Source organism: Pelomonas dachongensis, from assembly GCF_043555865.1.
Classification (GTDB): Bacteria; Pseudomonadota; Gammaproteobacteria; order Burkholderiales; family Burkholderiaceae_C; genus Pelomonas; species Pelomonas dachongensis.
In genome coordinates this window covers 53679-71246 of record NZ_JBIGHY010000015.1, presented here as the reverse complement: position 1 = coordinate 71246, position 17568 = coordinate 53679, and the positions used below count along the sequence as shown (strand labels likewise).

Genomic DNA, 17568 nt, shown 5'->3' with positions numbered 1-17568 from the left:
CGGCCAAGCCCGTCGAGCTCGAACGCGTGACGGTCGACACCACGGTGCAGGAGAAGGCCATCGCCCACCCGACGGACAGCCGATTGCTGGAAGTCGCACGGGCCAAGATCGCCCGCCTGGCCAAGCGGGTGGGCCTGAAGCTCAAGATGACGCACGAGCGGGAGGGCCAGAGCTTGCGTCGCCGCGCCGGTGGCTACGCCCATGCCAAGCAGTTCAAGCGGCTGCGCCAAGTGGTGCGCCGCCAGCGCACGATCCTTGGGGTGCTGCTGCGCGAGGTGCAGCGCAAGATGACGACGCTCGCTCAGTCCGTGCAGGACCAGCTCAAGCCTTGGCTGGACCGCGCCGAGCGCATCCGCAGCCAGCGACCTCACGACAAGAACAAGCTGTACGCCCTTCACGCGCCCGAGGTCGAATGCATCTCCAAGGGGAAGGCCCGCAAGCCCTACGAGTTCGGCGTGAAGGTCAGCCTGGCGGTGGCGCACAAGAGCGGGCTGATCGTGGGCGCCCGCAGCTTCCCCGGCAACCCCTTCGATGGCCACACGCTCAGCGCACAGCTTGAGCAGACCAGCACCTTGCTGCAGGACCTCGGCGTCAAGCCCAAGGTGGCCGTCGTCGACCTGGGCTACCGCGGTGTCGACGCCGACATCGCCCCGGTGGAGCTGATCCACCGGGGCAAGTACAAGTCGCTGAACGCGCTGCAGCGGCGCTGGCTCAAGCGCCGCCAGGCGATCGAGCCGACCATCGGCCACACCAAGCACGACCACCGGATGGACAAGTGCTGGCTCAAGGGCAGCGAAGGGGATGCGCTGCACGCCGTGCTGTGCGCGGCCGGCTTCAACATCCGCTGGTTGCTGCGGGCGCTGCGGCGCCAGCTGCAGGCCGGCGGCCTGAACAACCTTTACTTTGCCGTGATCGCCGTATGGGCGGCCTGGCTGGCAACGGCTATGGCGGGATTAAGCGGCCTCATGGGTGCCAATGCCGACCCATCACGTCAGCCGCTGCTCCGCCCGTCCTGACCGCACGCTGCTCGCGCGGCTCACCTCGTCAGCGAGTTGCGTGGAGATGGATTTTGCAGGTCTGACGACAGACAGCCGATTGCTGGAAGTCGCACGGGCCAAGATCGCCCGCCTGGCCAAGCGAGCGGGCCTGAAGCTCAAGATGACGCACGAGCGCGAGGGTCAGAGCTTGCGTCGCCGGGCCGGTGGCTACGCTCATGCCAAGCAGTTCAAACGTTTGCGCCAGGTGGTGCGCCGCCAGCGCACGATCCTCGGCGTGCTGTTGCGCGAGGTTCAGCGCAAGATGACGACGCTCGCTCAGGCCGCACAAGACCAGCTCAAGCCCTGGCTGGAGCGTGCCGAGCGCATCCGCAGCCAGCGCCCCTACGACAAGAACAAGCTGTACGCCCTGCACGCGCCGGAAGTTGAATGCATCGGCAAGGGGAAGGCCCGCCGACCCTACGAGTTCGGCGTCAAGGTCAGCCTGGCCGTCGCGCACAAGAGCGGTCTGATCATTGGTGCCCGCAGCTTCCCCGGCAACCCGTTCGATGGCCACACACTCAGCGCCCAGCTCGAGCAGACGAGCACCTTGCTGCAGGACCTCGGCGTCAAGCCCAAGGTAGCCGTCGTCGACCTGGGCTACCGCGGTGTGGATGCCGACATCGCCCCGGTGGAGCTCATCCACCGAGGCAAGTACAAGTCCTTGAATGCGCAGCAAAGGCGCTGGCTCAAGCGCCGCCAGGCGATCGAGCCGACCATCGGCCACACCAAGCACGACCACCGGATGGACAAGTGCTGGCTCAAGGGCAGCGAGGGCGACGCACTGCACGCGGTGCTGTGCGCAGCCGGCTTCAACATCCGCTGGCTGCTGCGGGCGCTGCGGCGCCAGCTGCAGGCCGGCGGCCTAAAGCACGTCTACTTGGCCTTGACCGCCGTATGGACGGCCTGGCTGGCAGCGGCTATGGCGGGATTCAACAGCGCCATGAACTTCAATCCCGAACTATCGCGTCAGCCGCTGCCCAACCCGACATGACCTGCGGCTGGTCGCCGGAGCCGTGCCGTCAGCGAGTTGCCTGGAAATGGATTTTGCAGGTCTGACACTTTAGAAGCGGTCGCCTGCTGAGCCTGAAGCCCGACGCCACGATGGCGTCGGTGTCGACCTGGGCCGACGAGAGGTGCTCAGGTGCAACGACGCGGCTGCACTATGTCAATGTGCCCGAGGGCGACGGTGCCTACAACCGACAACGCGACTGCCCCGGCGGCCGGCGCGTGGTGGAGGCGATCAACGCGAAGGTCGCGGTCCTGAAGTCGGCGGCGCCTGACCCGGAGCGGCTCGTGTCGTTGAAGTGGTCATCTACCTGGTGGGGGACGTTCACGAGCCCCTGCACGTCGGCCTGGCCAGTGACAAGGGTGGCAACCTCTATCAGTTGCGCGCGTTCGGCCGCGGCTCGAACTTGCATGCGGTCTGGGATGGCGAGCTTATCCGGCGTAGTGCCGGCGGCCTGAGCCAGAAGCTGCACGACGCGTCCACTGTGAGCGCCAGTGGGTCACGCACGGCAGATCTGGCACGATGGGCGAACGAGTCGTGCACCGTTCGAAGCGCCGCGGGGTTCTTTCCTGACGACCGCATGGCAGGCCCAGAGTCCGACTTCCTCGCAGCGGCTATGGTCGGCAAGTCGCTGGAGGAGGCCCTGGAAGACGTCCAGACGACCGAAGGCAGCGTGAGCGAAGACATGCGCAGCGTCATCGACGACGTGCTGCAGTGCGGCCAGGCCTACGAATTCAAGGCGGATGAGGACAGCGTCCGCGACGCGGTGTAGGGCTCCGCCGACCTGCTGGCCATCACACTGACCGAGAGCGAGATTGTCCGGGCCTGCGCCCTCGTGCTGGAAGAGCAGGCAAAGGCAGACGACTGATCCCAACTCGAACCTGCGACTCGGGGGCTTCATGGGCACCATCCTGACGGGCGATAGCTATCGCCTGGGCACGCTGCCTGTCACTCGGATCGTCTTTCGCGACCACAGGGCAGCACGCCGAGCCGTGGCTGGATCCGCCGACATGTGCCATCCATCAAGGACCAAGAGTGTGGAAGCTCCGCGAGACGCTGGAGCAACCGCACCGGGCCCTCTGCATCTCCCGTCGATTACCCCCGAGCCACAACCAGGATCGCCATGACCACCGCCACCGCCGGAAACGTGGTGATGTCGCCTGCGCAGGCCGGCAGCGCGTACGGCATCCATCTGCGGCTGGCCAAGCTGGTCGCCACGTTGGACGCGCAGCAACTCGCGCAGCTCAAGGCTGCGGTGGCCAAGACGGCAGGCGCGAACGTCGGCAGCCAGGGCGTGACCACTGACAACGCCGGCGCCGCGGCGCTGACCGCGATCTAACCGCGGGCATCGCGCGCAAGGCCGGGCCCATCCCGCAGGGTGGGAGCGGCGCTGCGCATGTGCCATGTATCAGGCATCACCCGCAGCTATCGAGCCACCATGACCCGCGCTTCGCTCAACACCCAGCACCTGCCCGCCCCAGCCGCCGCCCAGCTTGACCAGGTCGCGCGTTTGACCCGCGCACCCCTGTCGGCCAGCGTGCGCGCCCGACTTCGCCGCGACGTCGCCCGCGACAAGATCGCGGCGTGCGCCAAGCGCAAGAGCCTGGACCTGGATCCTCACAGCCTGATGGCCGAGGCCAATACCGGCGCGCAGCATTTCGAGCTGGGCTGCTGGCTGCACTACTACAGCCGCAGGGTCGGCGATGAAGGCCTCTGGGCCCGCATCGACTGCATGCGACGCCTTTTGCTGTCGGACTATCACCAGTTCAACCCCCGCTACGACTTCTTCACCGTCTTTGACTTCGGCGAGCGCGAGTTCGACGCGTGCTTCGAGATGGGCGACGGAAGCGACGTGCTGCGCGCGCTGGTGGGTATGCGAAGCAGCACCCTCGTCGCCGAGAAGTTCGCCCAGATGGGCTGGACCGAAGAGTACCTGCAGGGCCGTGGTTACCTGGATTGCACCCCGGCGCAGCTGCCTGCCGCGACGGCCGCCAGAGTTCATGGACAGGCCGACCTGTTCGCCGCGGCCTAACACCCGCACCAAGCCCAACGGCGCGTGCACCCCGCGTGCGCCGCTGGCGAACCTGACCTACTCTTTCTCGATGCCCGGACCTCGTCACGCCATACCGGATGCCGCCGCAATGGCCCGGCTGCTGGCAGACCTCACGCGCCCGTCGCGCATCGCCGGCATGGAAGGCGTGCTCCTCGCGGATCCAGTCGCTCAAGACGTGCTGAGCGCGGCCGACCTGGTGGACCTTTGGCGGCAGCTGCATTCACTCGGCGTGGAGGCGCTCGCGCCCGTGGGCTACGGCGCCTCGTCCGTGGTGTTCGACGTCGGCCATGGCCTGGCAGTGCGCCTGGGCGTTGGCGCGCCGGCGGACGTGCCTCGCATTGCGGGCGTGATCCAGCCGTTGGCGCGCGGCCCAGCAGGCGGCGCACGCTTCGAGCTGATGCCGCTGGCGGCTACCGCCGGCATCACCGATTCCGACGTACTGGCCGTTGCCGCGACGCTGGCCAGGCAGGGTTATGCCTTCAGCGACCCGGGCCCGGACAACGTCGGCCGCGTGGACGGCGAGCTGTTGGTCATTGACCCGGGTGCAGTTTCCCGGCGCTAGCTTTTGTCGTCGTCCCGAGCGAGCCAGCTTGATCGCTGCGCGACGATGATCCGGTCCAGGTCCGCCGCGCTGGTCGGCAGCTCATCAAAGCACGGTGCCAGCACTTCGAGTTCGGCCGCCGTCATGCCGTGGTTTTCCAGGCAGGTCTTCCAGTTCGCCGCGACAGCCTGCTGCATGTCGTCGACGATGGCGCGCGCGTCGCTCTCGGCGATGGTTAGCTTCGCCGCCGCGCTCACGAGGTTCGCGACGGTCGCCAACGTGCCCTCGTCGCCGATGCCCATCGCGTGGTGCCGGCGCTTGGTCTTGTGCACGCGAGGCACGATGTCAAACGCAGGTGACAGGCGCAGGTCTCCCAACTCGCTGGCCACCAGCCCGTGGTTGCGGTCGTGGTCGTCGGTGTTGGAGACACAGCAGTTGAACGCCATCCGGCGAAAAAGCTCCAACCGGTCCGCGGCCGCGTTGCCACTCCAGCGCTGAAACTGGGTCGCCAGCTGGGGATAGCTGCCCATGTACTGCCCGGGGCCCACGGTTTGCTCTGACGTCAGCAGCGTGCGGCCGCTCACGTAGGCATCGCGCAGCCATCCGCCCGAGTCTGGCGCCATGGCCCGATCGAACCGTTTGACCAGCAGCACCGCCCCTTCCTGCCCATCCGATGCGCGCACGGCCTGCAGACGGGCCTTTGCGGCGTTGATGCCGCACCGCTGCGCCAGGTTGAGCGTCGCGGCTTCGAGACGCGCCTGCGAGTAGCTCCGGTCATCGCGCAGCGATGGGAACTTGGCCAACCACTGGTGGGTGCCGTCGCTCACCGTCAGCTTGGGGCGCGCGCCGCCCATGCCGGTGTTGGCGCGTACGCGGTTCTCCAGCTCTGGTGGCAGGGGCCGGCCTGTCTCCAGTCCCTGAACAACCGCCCAGGCCTCATCCAGATACTCCACGGAGACCGGTTCGCGAAGCTCGGGCGCTTTGTCCCGTTCCACGCTGAAGCAGAGGTTGCCTGCGCGGTCTTCCTGCGAGCGCAGCAGGAATCCGATGGGGAAGCGCTGCTCGCCGTGGCGACGCGAGATGACGTAGCGGCCCCAGTCGTCAGGACAGGCATCGGCGATGACGCCGAATACATCCGGGTCGCCGTCGGCGGGCGTGCTGGTGGCCTTAAACGCCCGACTGGCCAGCGGCAGGCGCACGGGATCCAGGGCCACAGCGTGGGGATGCTCCAGGTAGCTGCGGCCATACACAACCTCCGCAACGGAGGCGCCGCCAGGCTTGACGGTGACCTTCAGGCGCGCGCACAGGGTAGGCACCACGTCGCCCGGCAGCAGCACCCACACGTAGACCTGATCGTCGTCAGAAGTCATTGTCGACAGCCCCACCGACATGGACCCGCATGGTCTGCGCGTCCAGCTCCAGGGCCAGGCCGTCGCGGTCCAGCCCGGGGTCTGCAACGACGTTGATGCCGCCGGTAAGACCCATCGCCCACAGTGCCTGCAGGTAGGTGCCAAGCCCCGTTGTGAGCTTGCCGGCTTCGACGGCTTCGATCGCGGTGCGGCTGAGTCCAGCCTTCGTGGCGAGATCCTCCTGCCGGAGCTTGCGCCTGACACGCGCGGCGCGAACCCGCTGGCCAAGTTGCTTGGCCAGCAGGACCACGGCGGGCGAGGGTTGAGGCACCACGCTTTTCATGGGCTGCATTATGAGCCCCTATGCCTTCCATAGAAAGCACAGATCCGTACACTCGGTGCCGGTCCTTCGGCCTGGCTCCGAAAGATGCCGCGCATGAGTGCTGGAGTTGATCAGCCCCGTGAACTGCGGGCGCGAGCCCCTCAAGGCGTGTGCCGTGACAGCCCGGGATCCGGAATCCATAGCGCAACACGGTGATGGAGCCGCCCTCCGGTCGCAACCCGAGGGGTTCTCCGCAGATGCCTATACCGAAGCCCCTCAGCGTCGGACGGTTCGGTCGTTCAGGACCATTTGAAGGTCGCCTCTCGGCCCGGACGCTTCACGGTCCTTGAAGGAGGGTTCATGCTTCCTTCGGCACTGCGTCATAACGCATGTCAGCAGCCGAGTGGCGCGCAATCTCGGACATCTGATCCTGTTCGGCCTTGACGTGCGCCGGACGGGCGAGGACAGACTGTTGCCATGCCCCAAGAGCCGGCACGTCGCTCAGCAGGTCAAGATTGCGGGCGATCTTGAGGACCGACGCCATCATGAGGTCGGCCACCGAGAAGGCATCGCCCACGAACCACTCTCGACCATCGAGGGCCCGCTCCAGCATAGCCAGCCGCACCTTGGCCTGGGAGACGACGACCGGCCGCCTGATGGCTTTGGCCGCCTCGTCGTCCATGAAATAGTCCACTTCGGCAACATTGAAGAGGAACGGCTCAATCGAGTTGAGCCCCGCGACGACCCACTGAATCGCAGCCGCGCGGTCTGCCGTGCCTTCGGCGCCGATGAAGCGCCCGGCGCGCATCGCCACGTCGAGCACGATCGCACCGCTCTCGAACATTGGTGGGCGTCCTGCTTCCTCCAGCACGGGCAGCTGGCCGAAGGGTTGGAGGTCTCCTCGGTAACTCTTTGACTTCATCGTCGGCGCATCGACAAGCCGAACTTCGTAGGGCCAGCCGACCTCGTTGAGGATCCAGCGGACACGATGGTCGCGGACCTGGCCCGCTGCGAACGACGGCGCCCACTTCATGGCAGTGACGGTGATCATGGATGCCTCCGCGGCTCAGGGCTTCACTTCGACCACCGCCTCGAAGCCGCCGAAGATCATGCGCTTTCCGTCGAAGGGCATGGGCGGATTCCCGGGCGTGGACGGGTCCATGCGCGGGTCTTCCATCATCTTCTTCATGCCGGCATCGCGCGTCGCCTTGTCCGGCCATTCGACCCACGAAAACACCACCGTCTCCTCGGCCGTGGCCTGGACAGCGCGACGGAAGTCGGTCACTTTGCCGTCAGGTACATCGTCGCCCCAGCCCTCGATCACACGGATCGCGCCCAGCTCGATGAATATGGGGTCGAGCTGGCGCGCGTGCTCAATGAACTTTTGCTTGTTGGCGGTGGGTACCGCGATCACGAAACCATCGATGTAGGACATGTCGTTACTCCTCTTGAGCTGACTGAACGGTCGTTGCGCCCTTCAGCGGCGCCACGTACCCATCGACGAACGGCAAGAGGCCAAATCGACAAGGGCCTCTGACTCACACGAGTTCCGCCAGGGCCAACCTGCATGAGGGCCCACTGCCGATTTGAGCAACTGCCACTGCATCGGCCCTGCGATGCCTCTTCGGCGGGCCTACTTCGGAGGCGACCTCCACCAGATCATGCGTTCGGAGCTGCTACCCCGAACGTCAGGTCGTTGATGGGAAGCGGTCACCCAGCCCCCGCTCAGCGAAATGGCAGGTGCCGGCGGGAACGGTATCGAGACCGATGATGGCAGTAGGCAGCCCGCTGCTGACGCTGCATGAATTTCGCCTGTGGGCGGATCGCCATCGGCCAGCCCATCCTATTGCCGTCGTGACGGACACCACGCCGAGCCCATACGTACGAAAGCCCCGCCAAGGCGGGGCTTCATCGCGGGGCCTGTCGGCTTACTGCGCTGCGGCGCCGGCGTTGCGCAGGCGGATGTGCAGCTCGCGCAGCTGCTTCTCATCGACCAGCGACGGCGCGCCGGTCAGCAGGCACTGGGCGCGCTGGGTCTTGGGGAAGGCGATCACGTCGCGGATGGACTCGGCCTTGGTCATCATCGTGACGATGCGGTCCAGACCGAAGGCCAGGCCGCCATGCGGAGGCGCGCCGTACTGCAGCGCGTCCAACAGGAAGCCGAACTTGATGCGCTGGTCTTCCTCACTGATGTTCAAAGCTGCGAACACCTTGGCCTGCACCTCGGCGCGGTGGATACGCACCGAGCCGCCGCCCAGCTCCCAGCCGTTGAGCACCATGTCATAGGCCTTGGCGATGCAGGCGCCCGGATCGGACGTCATCAGGTCCTCGTGGCCATCCTTCGGCGCCGTGAACGGGTGGTGAACGGCCGCCCAGCGGTTGTTCTCCTCGTCGTGCTCGAACATTGGGAAGTCGACCACCCACAGCGGCGCCCACTTGTCCTCGAACAGGCCGTTGGCCTTGCCGAACTCGCTGTGACCGACCTTCAGGCGCAGCGCGCCGATGGCGTCGTTGACGATCTTGGCCTTGTCGGCGCCGAAGAACAGCAGGTCACCGTCCTGGGCGCCGGTGCGCTTGACGATCTCGGCCACAGCCTCGTCGTGCAGGTTCTTCACGATGGGCGACTGCAGGCCTTCGCGGCCCTTGGCGACTTCGTTGACCTTGATCCACGCGAGGCCCTTGGCGCCGTAGATCTTGACGAACTCGGTGTAGGCGTCGATCTCGCTGCGGCTCATGGACGCGCCCTTGGGCACGCGCAGCGCGACGACGCGGCCGCCCGGCGTGGTGGCCGGACCGCTGAACACCTTGAAGTCAACGGTCGTCATCGCGTCGGTCAGCTCGGTGAACTCGAGCTTGACGCGCAGGTCGGGCTTGTCGGAGCCGTAGCGGTGCATGGCTTCCGCGTACTTCATGACCGGGTAGTCGCCCAGTTCGACGTTCAGGTTCTTGCGGAACACGTGGCGGATCATGCCCTCGAACATCGAGCGGATTTCCTCTTCTGTCAGGAACGAGGTCTCGATATCGATCTGCGTGAACTCGGGCTGGCGGTCGGCGCGCAGGTCCTCGTCGCGGAAGCACTTGGTGATCTGGTAGTAGCGGTCGAAGCCCGACACCATCAGCAGCTGCTTGAACAGCTGGGGCGACTGCGGCAGCGCGAAGAAGTGGCCGTCGTGCACGCGGCTGGGCACGAGGTAGTCGCGCGCGCCTTCCGGCGTGCTCTTGGTCAGCATCGGCGTCTCGATGTCGACGAAGCCGTGTTCGTCCAGGAACTTGCGGACTTCCATCGCCACGCGGTAGCGCAGCATCAGGTTGTTCTGCATGTACGGGCGACGCAGGTCCAGCACGCGGTGTGTGAGGCGGGTCGTCTCGCTGAGGTTGTCCTCGTCGATCTGGAACGGGATGGGCACCGACGCGTTCAGCACCTCGATCTCGTGGCACAGCACTTCGATCTTGCCGGACACGAGGTTGGCGTTCTCGGTGCCGGCCGGGCGCGCGCGCACCTTGCCGACGATCTTCAGGCAGTACTCGCTGCGGACGTCCTCAGCGATCTTGAAACTGTCGGCGCGGTCGGGGTCGCAGACGATCTGGACCAGGCCTTCACGGTCGCGCAGGTCGATGAAGATGACACCGCCGTGGTCACGGCGGCGATGGGCCCAGCCCATCAGGGTCACGGTCTGGTCGAGCAGCTTTTCGCTGACTTGGCCGGCATAGCAGGTACGCATGGGGATCTCCGAATTCTTTGCAGGGGTGTTCTTGGGGCGCTTCGGGGCAGATTGCCCTCAGGACTGAACGCCGGCCGGGGCGTTCAGCCCGGCTGATTTCGGGCCGTCTCGTCCAGCGGGACGCTGGGATGGCCGGCATGCGACAGCGGCGCGACGGTGCCCATCGAGATGATGTACTTGAGCGCCTCGTCCACCGTCATGTGCAGCGGTCGCACGTCGGCGCGCGGCATGATGAGGAAGAAACCGGACGTCGGGTTGGGCGTGGTCGGCACGTAAAGGCTGACATGTTCGTCCTCCAGGTGGCAGGCCACCTCGCCGCTGGGCGTGCCGGTCACGAACGCAATGGTCCAGGAGCCCGCGCGCGGGTACTGCACCAGCACAGCCTCACGAAACGCGTTGCCACTGCTGGAGAACAGCGTGTCCGACACCTGCTTGACCGAGCTGTAGATGCTCTTGACGATGGGGATGTTGGACATCAGCCGGTCCCACTGCGTGAGCAGCCACTGGCCGAAGATGTTGGCGACGAAGACGCCGGTGGCCAGCAGGCCGCCAGCCAGGATGAGGGCGCCCAGGCCCGGCACGTTCTGCAGGCTCAGCAGGTTGTCGCGCCACGAGTACGGCACCACCAGCGCCATCGCGGCCAGCAGCGAGCCGAACACGCCGTTGACGACGTCCAGCACCTGGCCCAGCACCCAGATCGTGATGGCCAGCGGCAGCCAGACCAGCAGGCCGGCGACGAGGTATCTGCGTAAGGAAGCGCCCACGAAGGTCCCTGGTCAGTGGCAGGCGCAGGAGCCGCCGCCGTGCGTGGAGGGCGACGCGCTGGCAGCCTCGGACTTGGGCGCCTCCGCAGCGGCCGGTGCGGCAGCAGTGGCGCTTGCGCCGGCAGCCGCGGGTGCGGCCGTGCCGCCGCCCTTGAAATCGGTCGCGTACCAGCCGGACCCCTTGAGCTGGAAGCCGGCGGCCGTGACCTGCTTGGAAAAGCTCTCGGCTGCGCAGGCCGGGCAGGTGGTCAGCGGCGCGTCGGACAGCTTTTGCAGCACGTCCTTGGCGTGGCCGCAGGCGCTGCAGCGGTAGGCGTAGATGGGCATGATGTCGGGCTCGGAAGTACCGGGAGGAAGCGCAAAGCCCGTGATTTTAGGCGAGGCTCAGGCGTGGGGCTTCAGATGATGGCTGACATGCTCCTGCCGGTCGGTCAGCAACTGCGGCATCAAAGAGCCGACAAGCATGCCGACGATGGCCGCAATCAGGCCGGCCAGCTGCCCCGGGAAGAACTCGCCCCAGGTCGAGACCTGCTCGAAGAACGCCACCCAGACGGCCACGCCAGCGAAGATGGAGAACACGGCGCCCTGGGTGGTCGCGCGGCGCCAGTACAGGCCGAACACCAGCGGCGTGAAGGCGGCCACCAGCGTGACCTGGTAGGCCGCGCTGACCAGCTCGTAAATGGGCGTGCCCTGCAGCGCGATGGCATAGGCCAGCACGGCAAAGGCGAACACCACCAGCGTGACGCGCATGGCCACCAGCGACTGCCTGTCGCTCATGCCGGGGCGGATCTGCTTGAGGATGTTCTCGACGAAGCTGGTCGTCGGCGCCAGCAGCGTGGCCGAGGACGTGCTCTTGATGGCCGACAGCAGCGCGCCGAAGAACAGGATCTTCATCACCAGCGGCATGTGGCCCATGATGAAGCTGGGCAGCAGGCGCTGGTAGTCGTTCTGCGCCAGGTCCAGCGCCTGGTCACCCATCACGACGACGGCGGCCAGCACGATGAACATGGGCACGAAGGCGAACGCGATGTAGCTGAAGCCGCCGATGATGGCGCCGCGCTGCGCGGTCTGGGCGTCCTTGGCGGACATGACGCGCTGGAACACGTCCTGCTGCGGGATGGAGCCCAGCATCATCGTCAGCGCCGCGCCGATGAACATCGCAATGTCCGTGAACGTCGGCTCGGGGAAGAACCTGCCCAGGTCCTTCTGCTGCGCCAGCGCCAGCACCTTGTCGGCGCCGCCGGCCAGGTCCGCCGAGACGAAGGCGATGATGGACAGGCCCACCACCAGCACGATCATCTGGATGAAATCGGTCCAGGCGACGGCGAGAAAGCCGCCTACGACCACGTAGACCAGCACCGCCAGCAGGCCCACGGTCATGCCCATGGCCGGGCTCATCGCGCCGTCGGTCAGGATGCTGAACACCAGGCCCAGCGCCGTGATCTGCGCCGCCACCCAGCCCAGATAGCTGAGGATGATGGCCAGCGAGCAGAACACCTCGACGCCCTTGCCGTAGCGCTGGCGGTAGAAGTCGCCGATGGTCAGCAGGTTCTTGCGGTACAGCTTGGCGGCGAAGAAGGTGCCCACCAGCACCAGGCACAGGCCGGCGCCGAACGGGTCTTCGACCACCGAGCCCAGGCCGCCCTGCACAAACTTGGCCGGAATGCCCATCACCGTCTCGGCCCCGAACCAAGTCGCGAACGTGGTCGTGATGACCATGACCAGCGGCAGGCTGCGGCCAGCGACCGCGAAGTCCGCCGTGTTCTTGACGCGGGTGCCAGCCCACACGCCGATGGCCAGCGTGCCCAGCAGATAAAGCACGACGAAAACGATCAGCGTGGTGTTCATGGACTTTGGCGAACGGATAGGCCCCGAAATGGGCGCGGATTATGGAGGCTGCGGGCGAGCGCCGGCCTAGGACCCGGCGCCCAGCAACTGCACGGCCAGCCAAGCAAGCGCGATGCCGAGCGCGAAGCCGGCGGCACCCCACAACATGCCGGACAGCAGCCGGTTGGTGCTGCGCAGCTCGCGCACCAGCGCCTTCAGCTCGGCATCGCCGCCACGCTGGGCCTGCACCTTCAGCGCGTCATGCAGCAGCCGCGGCAGCTCCGGAATCAGCTGCGCAAACCGCGGCGCCTCCTTCTGCAGCTGCTTGTTGAAGGCCGGCCAGCCGACCTGCTCGTGCATCCAGCGCTCCAGGAAGGGCTTGGCCGTGGCCCACAGGTCCAGTTCGGGGTCCAGCTGGCGGCCCAGTCCCTCGACGTTCAGCAGCGTCTTCTGTAGCAGCACCAGTTGCGGCTGGATCTCGACGTTGAAGCGGCGCGAGGTCTGGAACAGCCGCATGAGGACCTGCCCCAGCGAGATGTCCTTCAGCGGCCGGTCGAAGTGCGGCTCGCAGACGGCGCGGATGGCGCTCTCCAGCGCATCCACGCGCGTCTGCGGCGGCACCCACCCGGAGGCGATGTGCAGTTCGGCCACGCGCTTGTAGTCGCGCTGGAAGAAGGCGATGAAGTTCTGCGCCAGGTAGTCCTTGTCCACCTCGGTCAGCGTGCCGATGATGCCGAAGTCCAGCGCGATGTAGCGGCCAAAGCTCTCGGGCGCCAGGCTGACCTGGATGTTGCCGGGATGCATGTCGGCATGGAAGAAGCCGTCGCGGAACACCTGCGTGAAGAAGATCGTCACGCCGTCGCGGGCCAGCTTCTTGATGTCGACGCCCGCCTGCTCCAGCACGGCGCGCTGCGAGATGGGCACGCCCTTCATGCGCTCCATGACGATGACCTCGGGGCGACACAGGTCCCAGTGCATCTCGGGCACCAGGATGATGTCCAGGCTCTCCATGTTGCGGCGCAGCTGGGCGGCATTGGCCGCTTCGCGGACGAGATCGAGCTCGTCGTGCAGATACATGTCGAACTCGGCGACCACCTCGCGCGGCTTCAGGCGCCGGCCATCGGCGGAGAAGCGCTCGATCCACGCAGCGAGCTTGCGCATCAGTGCCAGGTCGTCGTCGATGACGTCCAGCATGCCCGGGCGAAGCACCTTGACGGCCACCTCGCGGCCGTCCTTCAGCGTCGCGAAGTGCACCTGCGCGATGCTGGCGCTGGCCACGGGCTCGGCGTCGAACGTGGCGAACAGCTCCTCCAGCGGGCGGCCGAAGGCGCGCTCCACCATCTCGCGCGACAGCGCCGCCGGAAACGGCGGCACACGGTCCTGCAGCCGGGCCAGCTCCAGCGCCACGTCGTGCGGCAGCAGGTCGCTTCGTGTCGACAGCACCTGGCCGAACTTCACAAAGATGGGGCCCAGGCGCTCCAAAGCGAGGCGAAGGCGCACGCCGCGCGAGTCCTGCCAGCGCCGGCCCAGCCGCGTCAAGCGGCGGATCAGCGCGAAGCGGCGCCGCCGCAGGCCCGACAGGGCCAGGTCATCGAGGCCGAAGCGCCAGACCGTCCAGAGAATGAACAGCAGCCGTGAGACAAACCTCATGCCGCGCCGCCAGCGCCTGCGGAGCCCATGCGTCGTGCCAGGCCAGCCAGCGTCATGCGCAACGCGCGCCCGAACTGGGCCAGTTGCCGCGCCGCCAGCGGGCCGGCCAGGCTGGCAAGATCGTCCTCGATGTCCCAGCGCAGGTTGTCCATCAGCCAGTGCATCTCGCCGGCAAAGGCCGCATCGCCCTGAACATTGACGGCGGGCGGCTGGCCGCTGACCGCGCCCAGCGCCAGGCGCGCCGGATTGGACGCATCGATCTCGATGCGCAGGTGGCCCGTGCCGCTCGGCGCGGCCTCCAGCCGCTCGAACAGTCCGGCAGGCGTGACGCCCAGTACCAGGTCGGGCAGTGCCGGCAGCAGCGAAGGCCAACCGGCCAGGTGCACGACCAGCCCCCGCCCGGCCAAGGGCCGCAGGCGCTGCGCTGCAATCGGTTCACGCGAGAGCACGTGGTTGATCAGCAGCACGATGCGGTCCTGCAAGGCGGGCACCAGCAGGGGCGACAGGGAGGGCAAAGGCCGAAAGGCAGACATGCAAAGGATTGTAGGCAGGGGACCATGAACAGGGGACGCCGCCGCCAGGACTGTCATTTTTGTTGGTGGACAATCCTGGATCGCTTTTTGCGTGCCTGCCCTGCACCCTGGGATGGCCAAAGTCAAGACCAAGATGTTTGAGGACCGCAGCTACAAAAGAACCTTCTACAGCGCACCGCAGTCGGTCGAGTCGCTGATCGCCGCGTTCCTGGAGCCCGGCATCATCGTGCTGACGTTCGTGCTCGTGAACGGGCACTTCGACGAACCTGTCATGCGTCCGGCGCTGACGCTGTGCCTGCTGATCTTTGCGCTGACCTTCCCGGGCCGCAACCGCTTCGGCGACCACCCGGCCAGCGCCTTCGTCGACGTGGTGTCGTCCTGGCTGGTGCTGCTGGGCATCCTGCTGCTGTGCGGCTACGCCACCAGCAGCCTGCACTATTTCGAGAACGAGGTGCTGATCTGGTGGGCCACGGTGACGCCAGTGCTGCAGATCATCGCCATCGAGGTGGGCCGACGCATCCAGAAATGGCGCGCCAGCGACCCCAGCGCCCGGCGCACCGCGGTCATCGTGGGCGCGGGCCCCCTGGGCCACAAGGTGGCGCGGGCGCTGCGCGACTCGCAGGGCGTCGTCTGCCTGGGCTATTTCGACGACCGCACGCCCGAGCGCCTGCACCCCGATGCGGGCAACGAACTGCTGGGACCGCTGTCCACGCTGGCCGGTTTCGTGCGCGAGAAGGGCGTGCGCGATGTCTACATCACGCTGCCGCTGGGCTCGCAGCCGCGCATCGTGCAACTGCTGGAACAGGTGCAGGGCACGACGGCCTCCCTCTTCTTCGTGCCCGACGTGTTCGGCATCAGCATCATTCAGGGCCGGCTGCAGGACATCAGCGGCGTGCCCGTGGTGGGCATCTGCGAGACGCCGTTCACTGGCACCAACCAGCTGATCAAGCGCATCAGCGACATCGTGCTGGCTTCCATCATCCTGGTGCTGATCTCGCCCATCCTGCTGTTGCTGGCCATCGGCGTGAAGATGAGCTCGCCGGGCCCCGTGATCTTCAAGCAGCGCCGCAACGGGCTGGATGGCGAGGAGATCATCGTCTACAAGTTCCGCTCGATGCGCGCGCAGGACAACGGCACCGTGGTGAAGCAGGCCACCAAGGGCGACTCGCGCATCACGCCTTTCGGCGCCTTCATCCGCAAGACCTCGCTGGACGAGCTGCCTCAGTTCATCAACGTGCTGCAGGGCCGCATGAGCATCGTTGGGCCGCGCCCGCATGCCGTCGCCCACAACGAGCAGTACCGCGAACTGATCAAGGCCTACATGGTGCGCCACAAGGTCAAGCCGGGCATCACCGGGTGGGCCCAGGTCAACGGCCTGCGCGGCGAGACGGACACCATCGACAAGATGGTCGCGCGCGTTGAATACGATCTGGAATACCTGCGCAACTGGTCGCTGGCCCTCGATCTGCAGATCATCCTGCGCACGGTGCGGCTGGTGGTGTTTGACCGTCATGCCTATTAAGAAGCCCCTCCCCCGCCTCCGCCCTGTGCGGGCCACCTTGCTGCTCGCCGCGGCGGCAGCGGGGCTGCCCTGCGCCCAGGCGCAGACCGACGACACCGCGCCGTTCTACGCCGGCGCGTCGCTGGGCGCCTCGCGCGTGTCCAACATCTACCGGCAGCCCAACGCCACGAACGACGACACCGTCGTCAGCACCGGCCTGCTGGGCGGCATCGACCAGCGGCTGGGTCGCCAGCATGTGACGCTCGACGGAACGTTGCAGGACAACCGCTATTCGTCCAACAAGGACCTGAACAACCGCTCCTACAACCTGCGCGGCGCGCTGAACTGGCAGACCATCGGCAACCTGTCGGGCACGCTCAGCGCCAAGTCTTCGCGGTCGCTGGCCGACTTCAACATCGGCAACGGCATCGACCCGATCTTCAGGAAGAACATCGAGCGCAACGACGAGTACCAGGCCAAAGCCCGGTTGGGTGTTCTGACCCGCTACACCGTCGAGGCGGGCTGGACGCACCGCGAGCGCGAGTTCAGCGCCGAGGAGTACGCCCGCTTCGTCTACCGGCAGGACACCGGCTCGCTGGGCGTGTATGCCACCCCCGGCGCCAACGTGCGGCTGGGCTTGGTGGGCCGCCACACCAAGGGGCTGAATCCGCGCTATCCCGTGGGCATCGCCGTGGACCCCGGCACGCAGCAACCCGTCATCGTCAGCGCCGCCAACGACTACACGCGTGACGACATCGACTTCACGACGAACTGGGCCACAGGCGGCAGCAGCACGCTGAACACCCGCATCAGCCGCAGCAAGACGAACAACAGCCTCGACGGCCTGCGCGACATCAGCGGCACGACCGGCGCGGTCGGCTGGAACTGGCGCCCCACCGGCAAGCTGCAACTCAACGTTCAGTATTCCCGGGACACCGGGCAGGAGTCCACGATCCAGGCGGCGGACCTGAACCGCGTCTACACCTCGTGGCAGTTGGGCGGCGACTACGCGCTCACGGGCAAGATCAGCCTCAGCGCCAAGGCCAGCAGCAGCCGCAGCCGCCGGGCCAGCGAATCTGGTGTCGTGGTGAGCGACGCGATGGACGACAGCAAGTTCTACAACCTCGGACTGCGCTGGACGATCTCGCGCGGTTTGAGCCTCGCCTGCCAGTACGACCGCGCCAGCCGCGACAGCAGCATCGCCCAGTACGTCTACACCGCCAGCAGCTATGGCTGCACCGGCCAGGCCATCCTTTACTGAAC

The 17568-nt window shown here is 66.7% G+C and carries 17 protein-coding genes and 1 pseudogene; 8 read left to right on the top strand and 10 right to left on the bottom strand.

Annotated features, from left to right (window positions below; all coding sequences use genetic code 11):
* The 6 genes and pseudogenes from ACG02S_RS24540 to ACG02S_RS24515 all read left to right on the top strand — a co-directional run.
* Positions 1 to 1016 (top strand): IS5 family transposase (locus tag ACG02S_RS24540; protein WP_394473129.1); only part of this gene is annotated, 1016 nt, incomplete at its 5' end.
* Positions 1017 to 1083: 67 nt separating this feature from the next.
* Positions 1084 to 2028 (top strand): annotated as a pseudogene (locus ACG02S_RS24535) (IS5 family transposase); the annotation flags it as partial.
* Positions 2029 to 2341: 313 nt separating this feature from the next.
* Positions 2342 to 2815, top strand: coding sequence for a S1/P1 nuclease (locus tag ACG02S_RS24530; RefSeq protein ID WP_394473128.1), 474 nt, complete (start codon positions 2342 to 2344; stop codon positions 2813 to 2815).
* A 351-nt stretch (positions 2816 to 3166) separates the two neighbouring features.
* Entirely contained in the window at positions 3167 to 3382 is a 216-nt protein-coding gene (locus ACG02S_RS24525; protein ID WP_394473127.1) for a hypothetical protein, read from the top strand.
* Positions 3383 to 3421: 39 nt separating this feature from the next.
* Complete coding sequence (locus ACG02S_RS24520) at positions 3422 to 4075, top strand: hypothetical protein (RefSeq protein ID WP_394473126.1); 654 nt, start codon at positions 3422 to 3424, stop codon at positions 4073 to 4075.
* Between the two features lie 70 nt (positions 4076 to 4145).
* Complete coding sequence (locus ACG02S_RS24515) at positions 4146 to 4658, top strand: hypothetical protein (protein WP_394473125.1); 513 nt, start codon at positions 4146 to 4148, stop codon at positions 4656 to 4658.
* Here ACG02S_RS24515 and ACG02S_RS24510 read toward each other — a convergent pair.
* From ACG02S_RS24510 to ACG02S_RS24465, 10 genes are all read right to left on the bottom strand, one after another.
* Positions 4655 to 6028: a type II toxin-antitoxin system HipA family toxin gene (locus ACG02S_RS24510; protein ID WP_394473124.1), complete on the bottom strand. Its 1374-nt coding sequence runs from the start codon at positions 6026 to 6028 to the stop codon at positions 4655 to 4657. The genes ACG02S_RS24515 and ACG02S_RS24510 overlap by 4 nt on opposite strands.
* A complete protein-coding gene (locus ACG02S_RS24505; protein WP_394473123.1) occupies positions 5997 to 6329 on the bottom strand; it encodes a helix-turn-helix domain-containing protein in 333 nt (110 codons plus the stop codon). Before ACG02S_RS24505 ends, ACG02S_RS24510 begins: the two co-directional genes overlap by 32 nt.
* Before the next feature lie 337 nt (positions 6330 to 6666).
* Positions 6667 to 7359 (bottom strand): glutathione S-transferase family protein, encoded by a 693-nt coding sequence (locus ACG02S_RS24500; RefSeq protein WP_394473122.1) that lies wholly within the window; start codon positions 7357 to 7359, stop codon positions 6667 to 6669.
* Positions 7360 to 7374: 15 nt separating this feature from the next.
* Positions 7375 to 7743, bottom strand: coding sequence for a DUF1428 domain-containing protein (locus ACG02S_RS24495; RefSeq protein ID WP_394473121.1), 369 nt, complete (start codon positions 7741 to 7743; stop codon positions 7375 to 7377).
* Positions 7744 to 8236: 493 nt separating this feature from the next.
* Entirely contained in the window at positions 8237 to 10030 is a 1794-nt protein-coding gene (gene aspS / locus ACG02S_RS24490) for an aspartate--tRNA ligase (RefSeq protein ID WP_394473120.1), read from the bottom strand.
* An 83-nt stretch (positions 10031 to 10113) separates the two neighbouring features.
* Positions 10114 to 10794, bottom strand: coding sequence for a DUF502 domain-containing protein (locus ACG02S_RS24485; protein ID WP_394473119.1), 681 nt, complete (start codon positions 10792 to 10794; stop codon positions 10114 to 10116).
* 12 nt (positions 10795 to 10806) lie between these two features.
* Entirely contained in the window at positions 10807 to 11121 is a 315-nt protein-coding gene (locus ACG02S_RS24480; RefSeq protein ID WP_394473118.1) for an FmdB family zinc ribbon protein, read from the bottom strand.
* Positions 11122 to 11178: 57 nt separating this feature from the next.
* Positions 11179 to 12642 (bottom strand): high affinity choline transporter 1, encoded by a 1464-nt coding sequence (locus ACG02S_RS24475; protein WP_394473117.1) that lies wholly within the window; start codon positions 12640 to 12642, stop codon positions 11179 to 11181.
* A gap of 66 nt (positions 12643 to 12708) precedes the next feature.
* Entirely contained in the window at positions 12709 to 14271 is a 1563-nt protein-coding gene (gene ubiB, locus ACG02S_RS24470; protein ID WP_394473116.1) for a ubiquinone biosynthesis regulatory protein kinase UbiB, read from the bottom strand.
* The gene (locus ACG02S_RS24465) at positions 14268 to 14804 is read right to left on the bottom strand and encodes a hypothetical protein (protein WP_394473115.1); all 537 of its coding nucleotides are present in this window, start codon (positions 14802 to 14804) and stop codon (positions 14268 to 14270) included. Before ACG02S_RS24465 ends, ubiB begins: the two co-directional genes overlap by 4 nt.
* 112 nt (positions 14805 to 14916) lie before the next feature.
* Here ACG02S_RS24465 and ACG02S_RS24460 point away from each other — a divergent pair, with 112 nt between their 5' ends.
* Positions 14917 to 16326, top strand: a complete 1410-nt coding sequence (locus tag ACG02S_RS24460; RefSeq protein ID WP_394473114.1) for an undecaprenyl-phosphate glucose phosphotransferase — start codon at positions 14917 to 14919, stop codon at positions 16324 to 16326.
* A 25-nt stretch (positions 16327 to 16351) separates the two neighbouring features.
* A complete protein-coding gene (locus tag ACG02S_RS24455; protein ID WP_394473113.1) occupies positions 16352 to 17566 on the top strand; it encodes a hypothetical protein in 1215 nt (404 codons plus the stop codon).
* Positions 17567 to 17568: the final 2 nt, after the last annotated feature.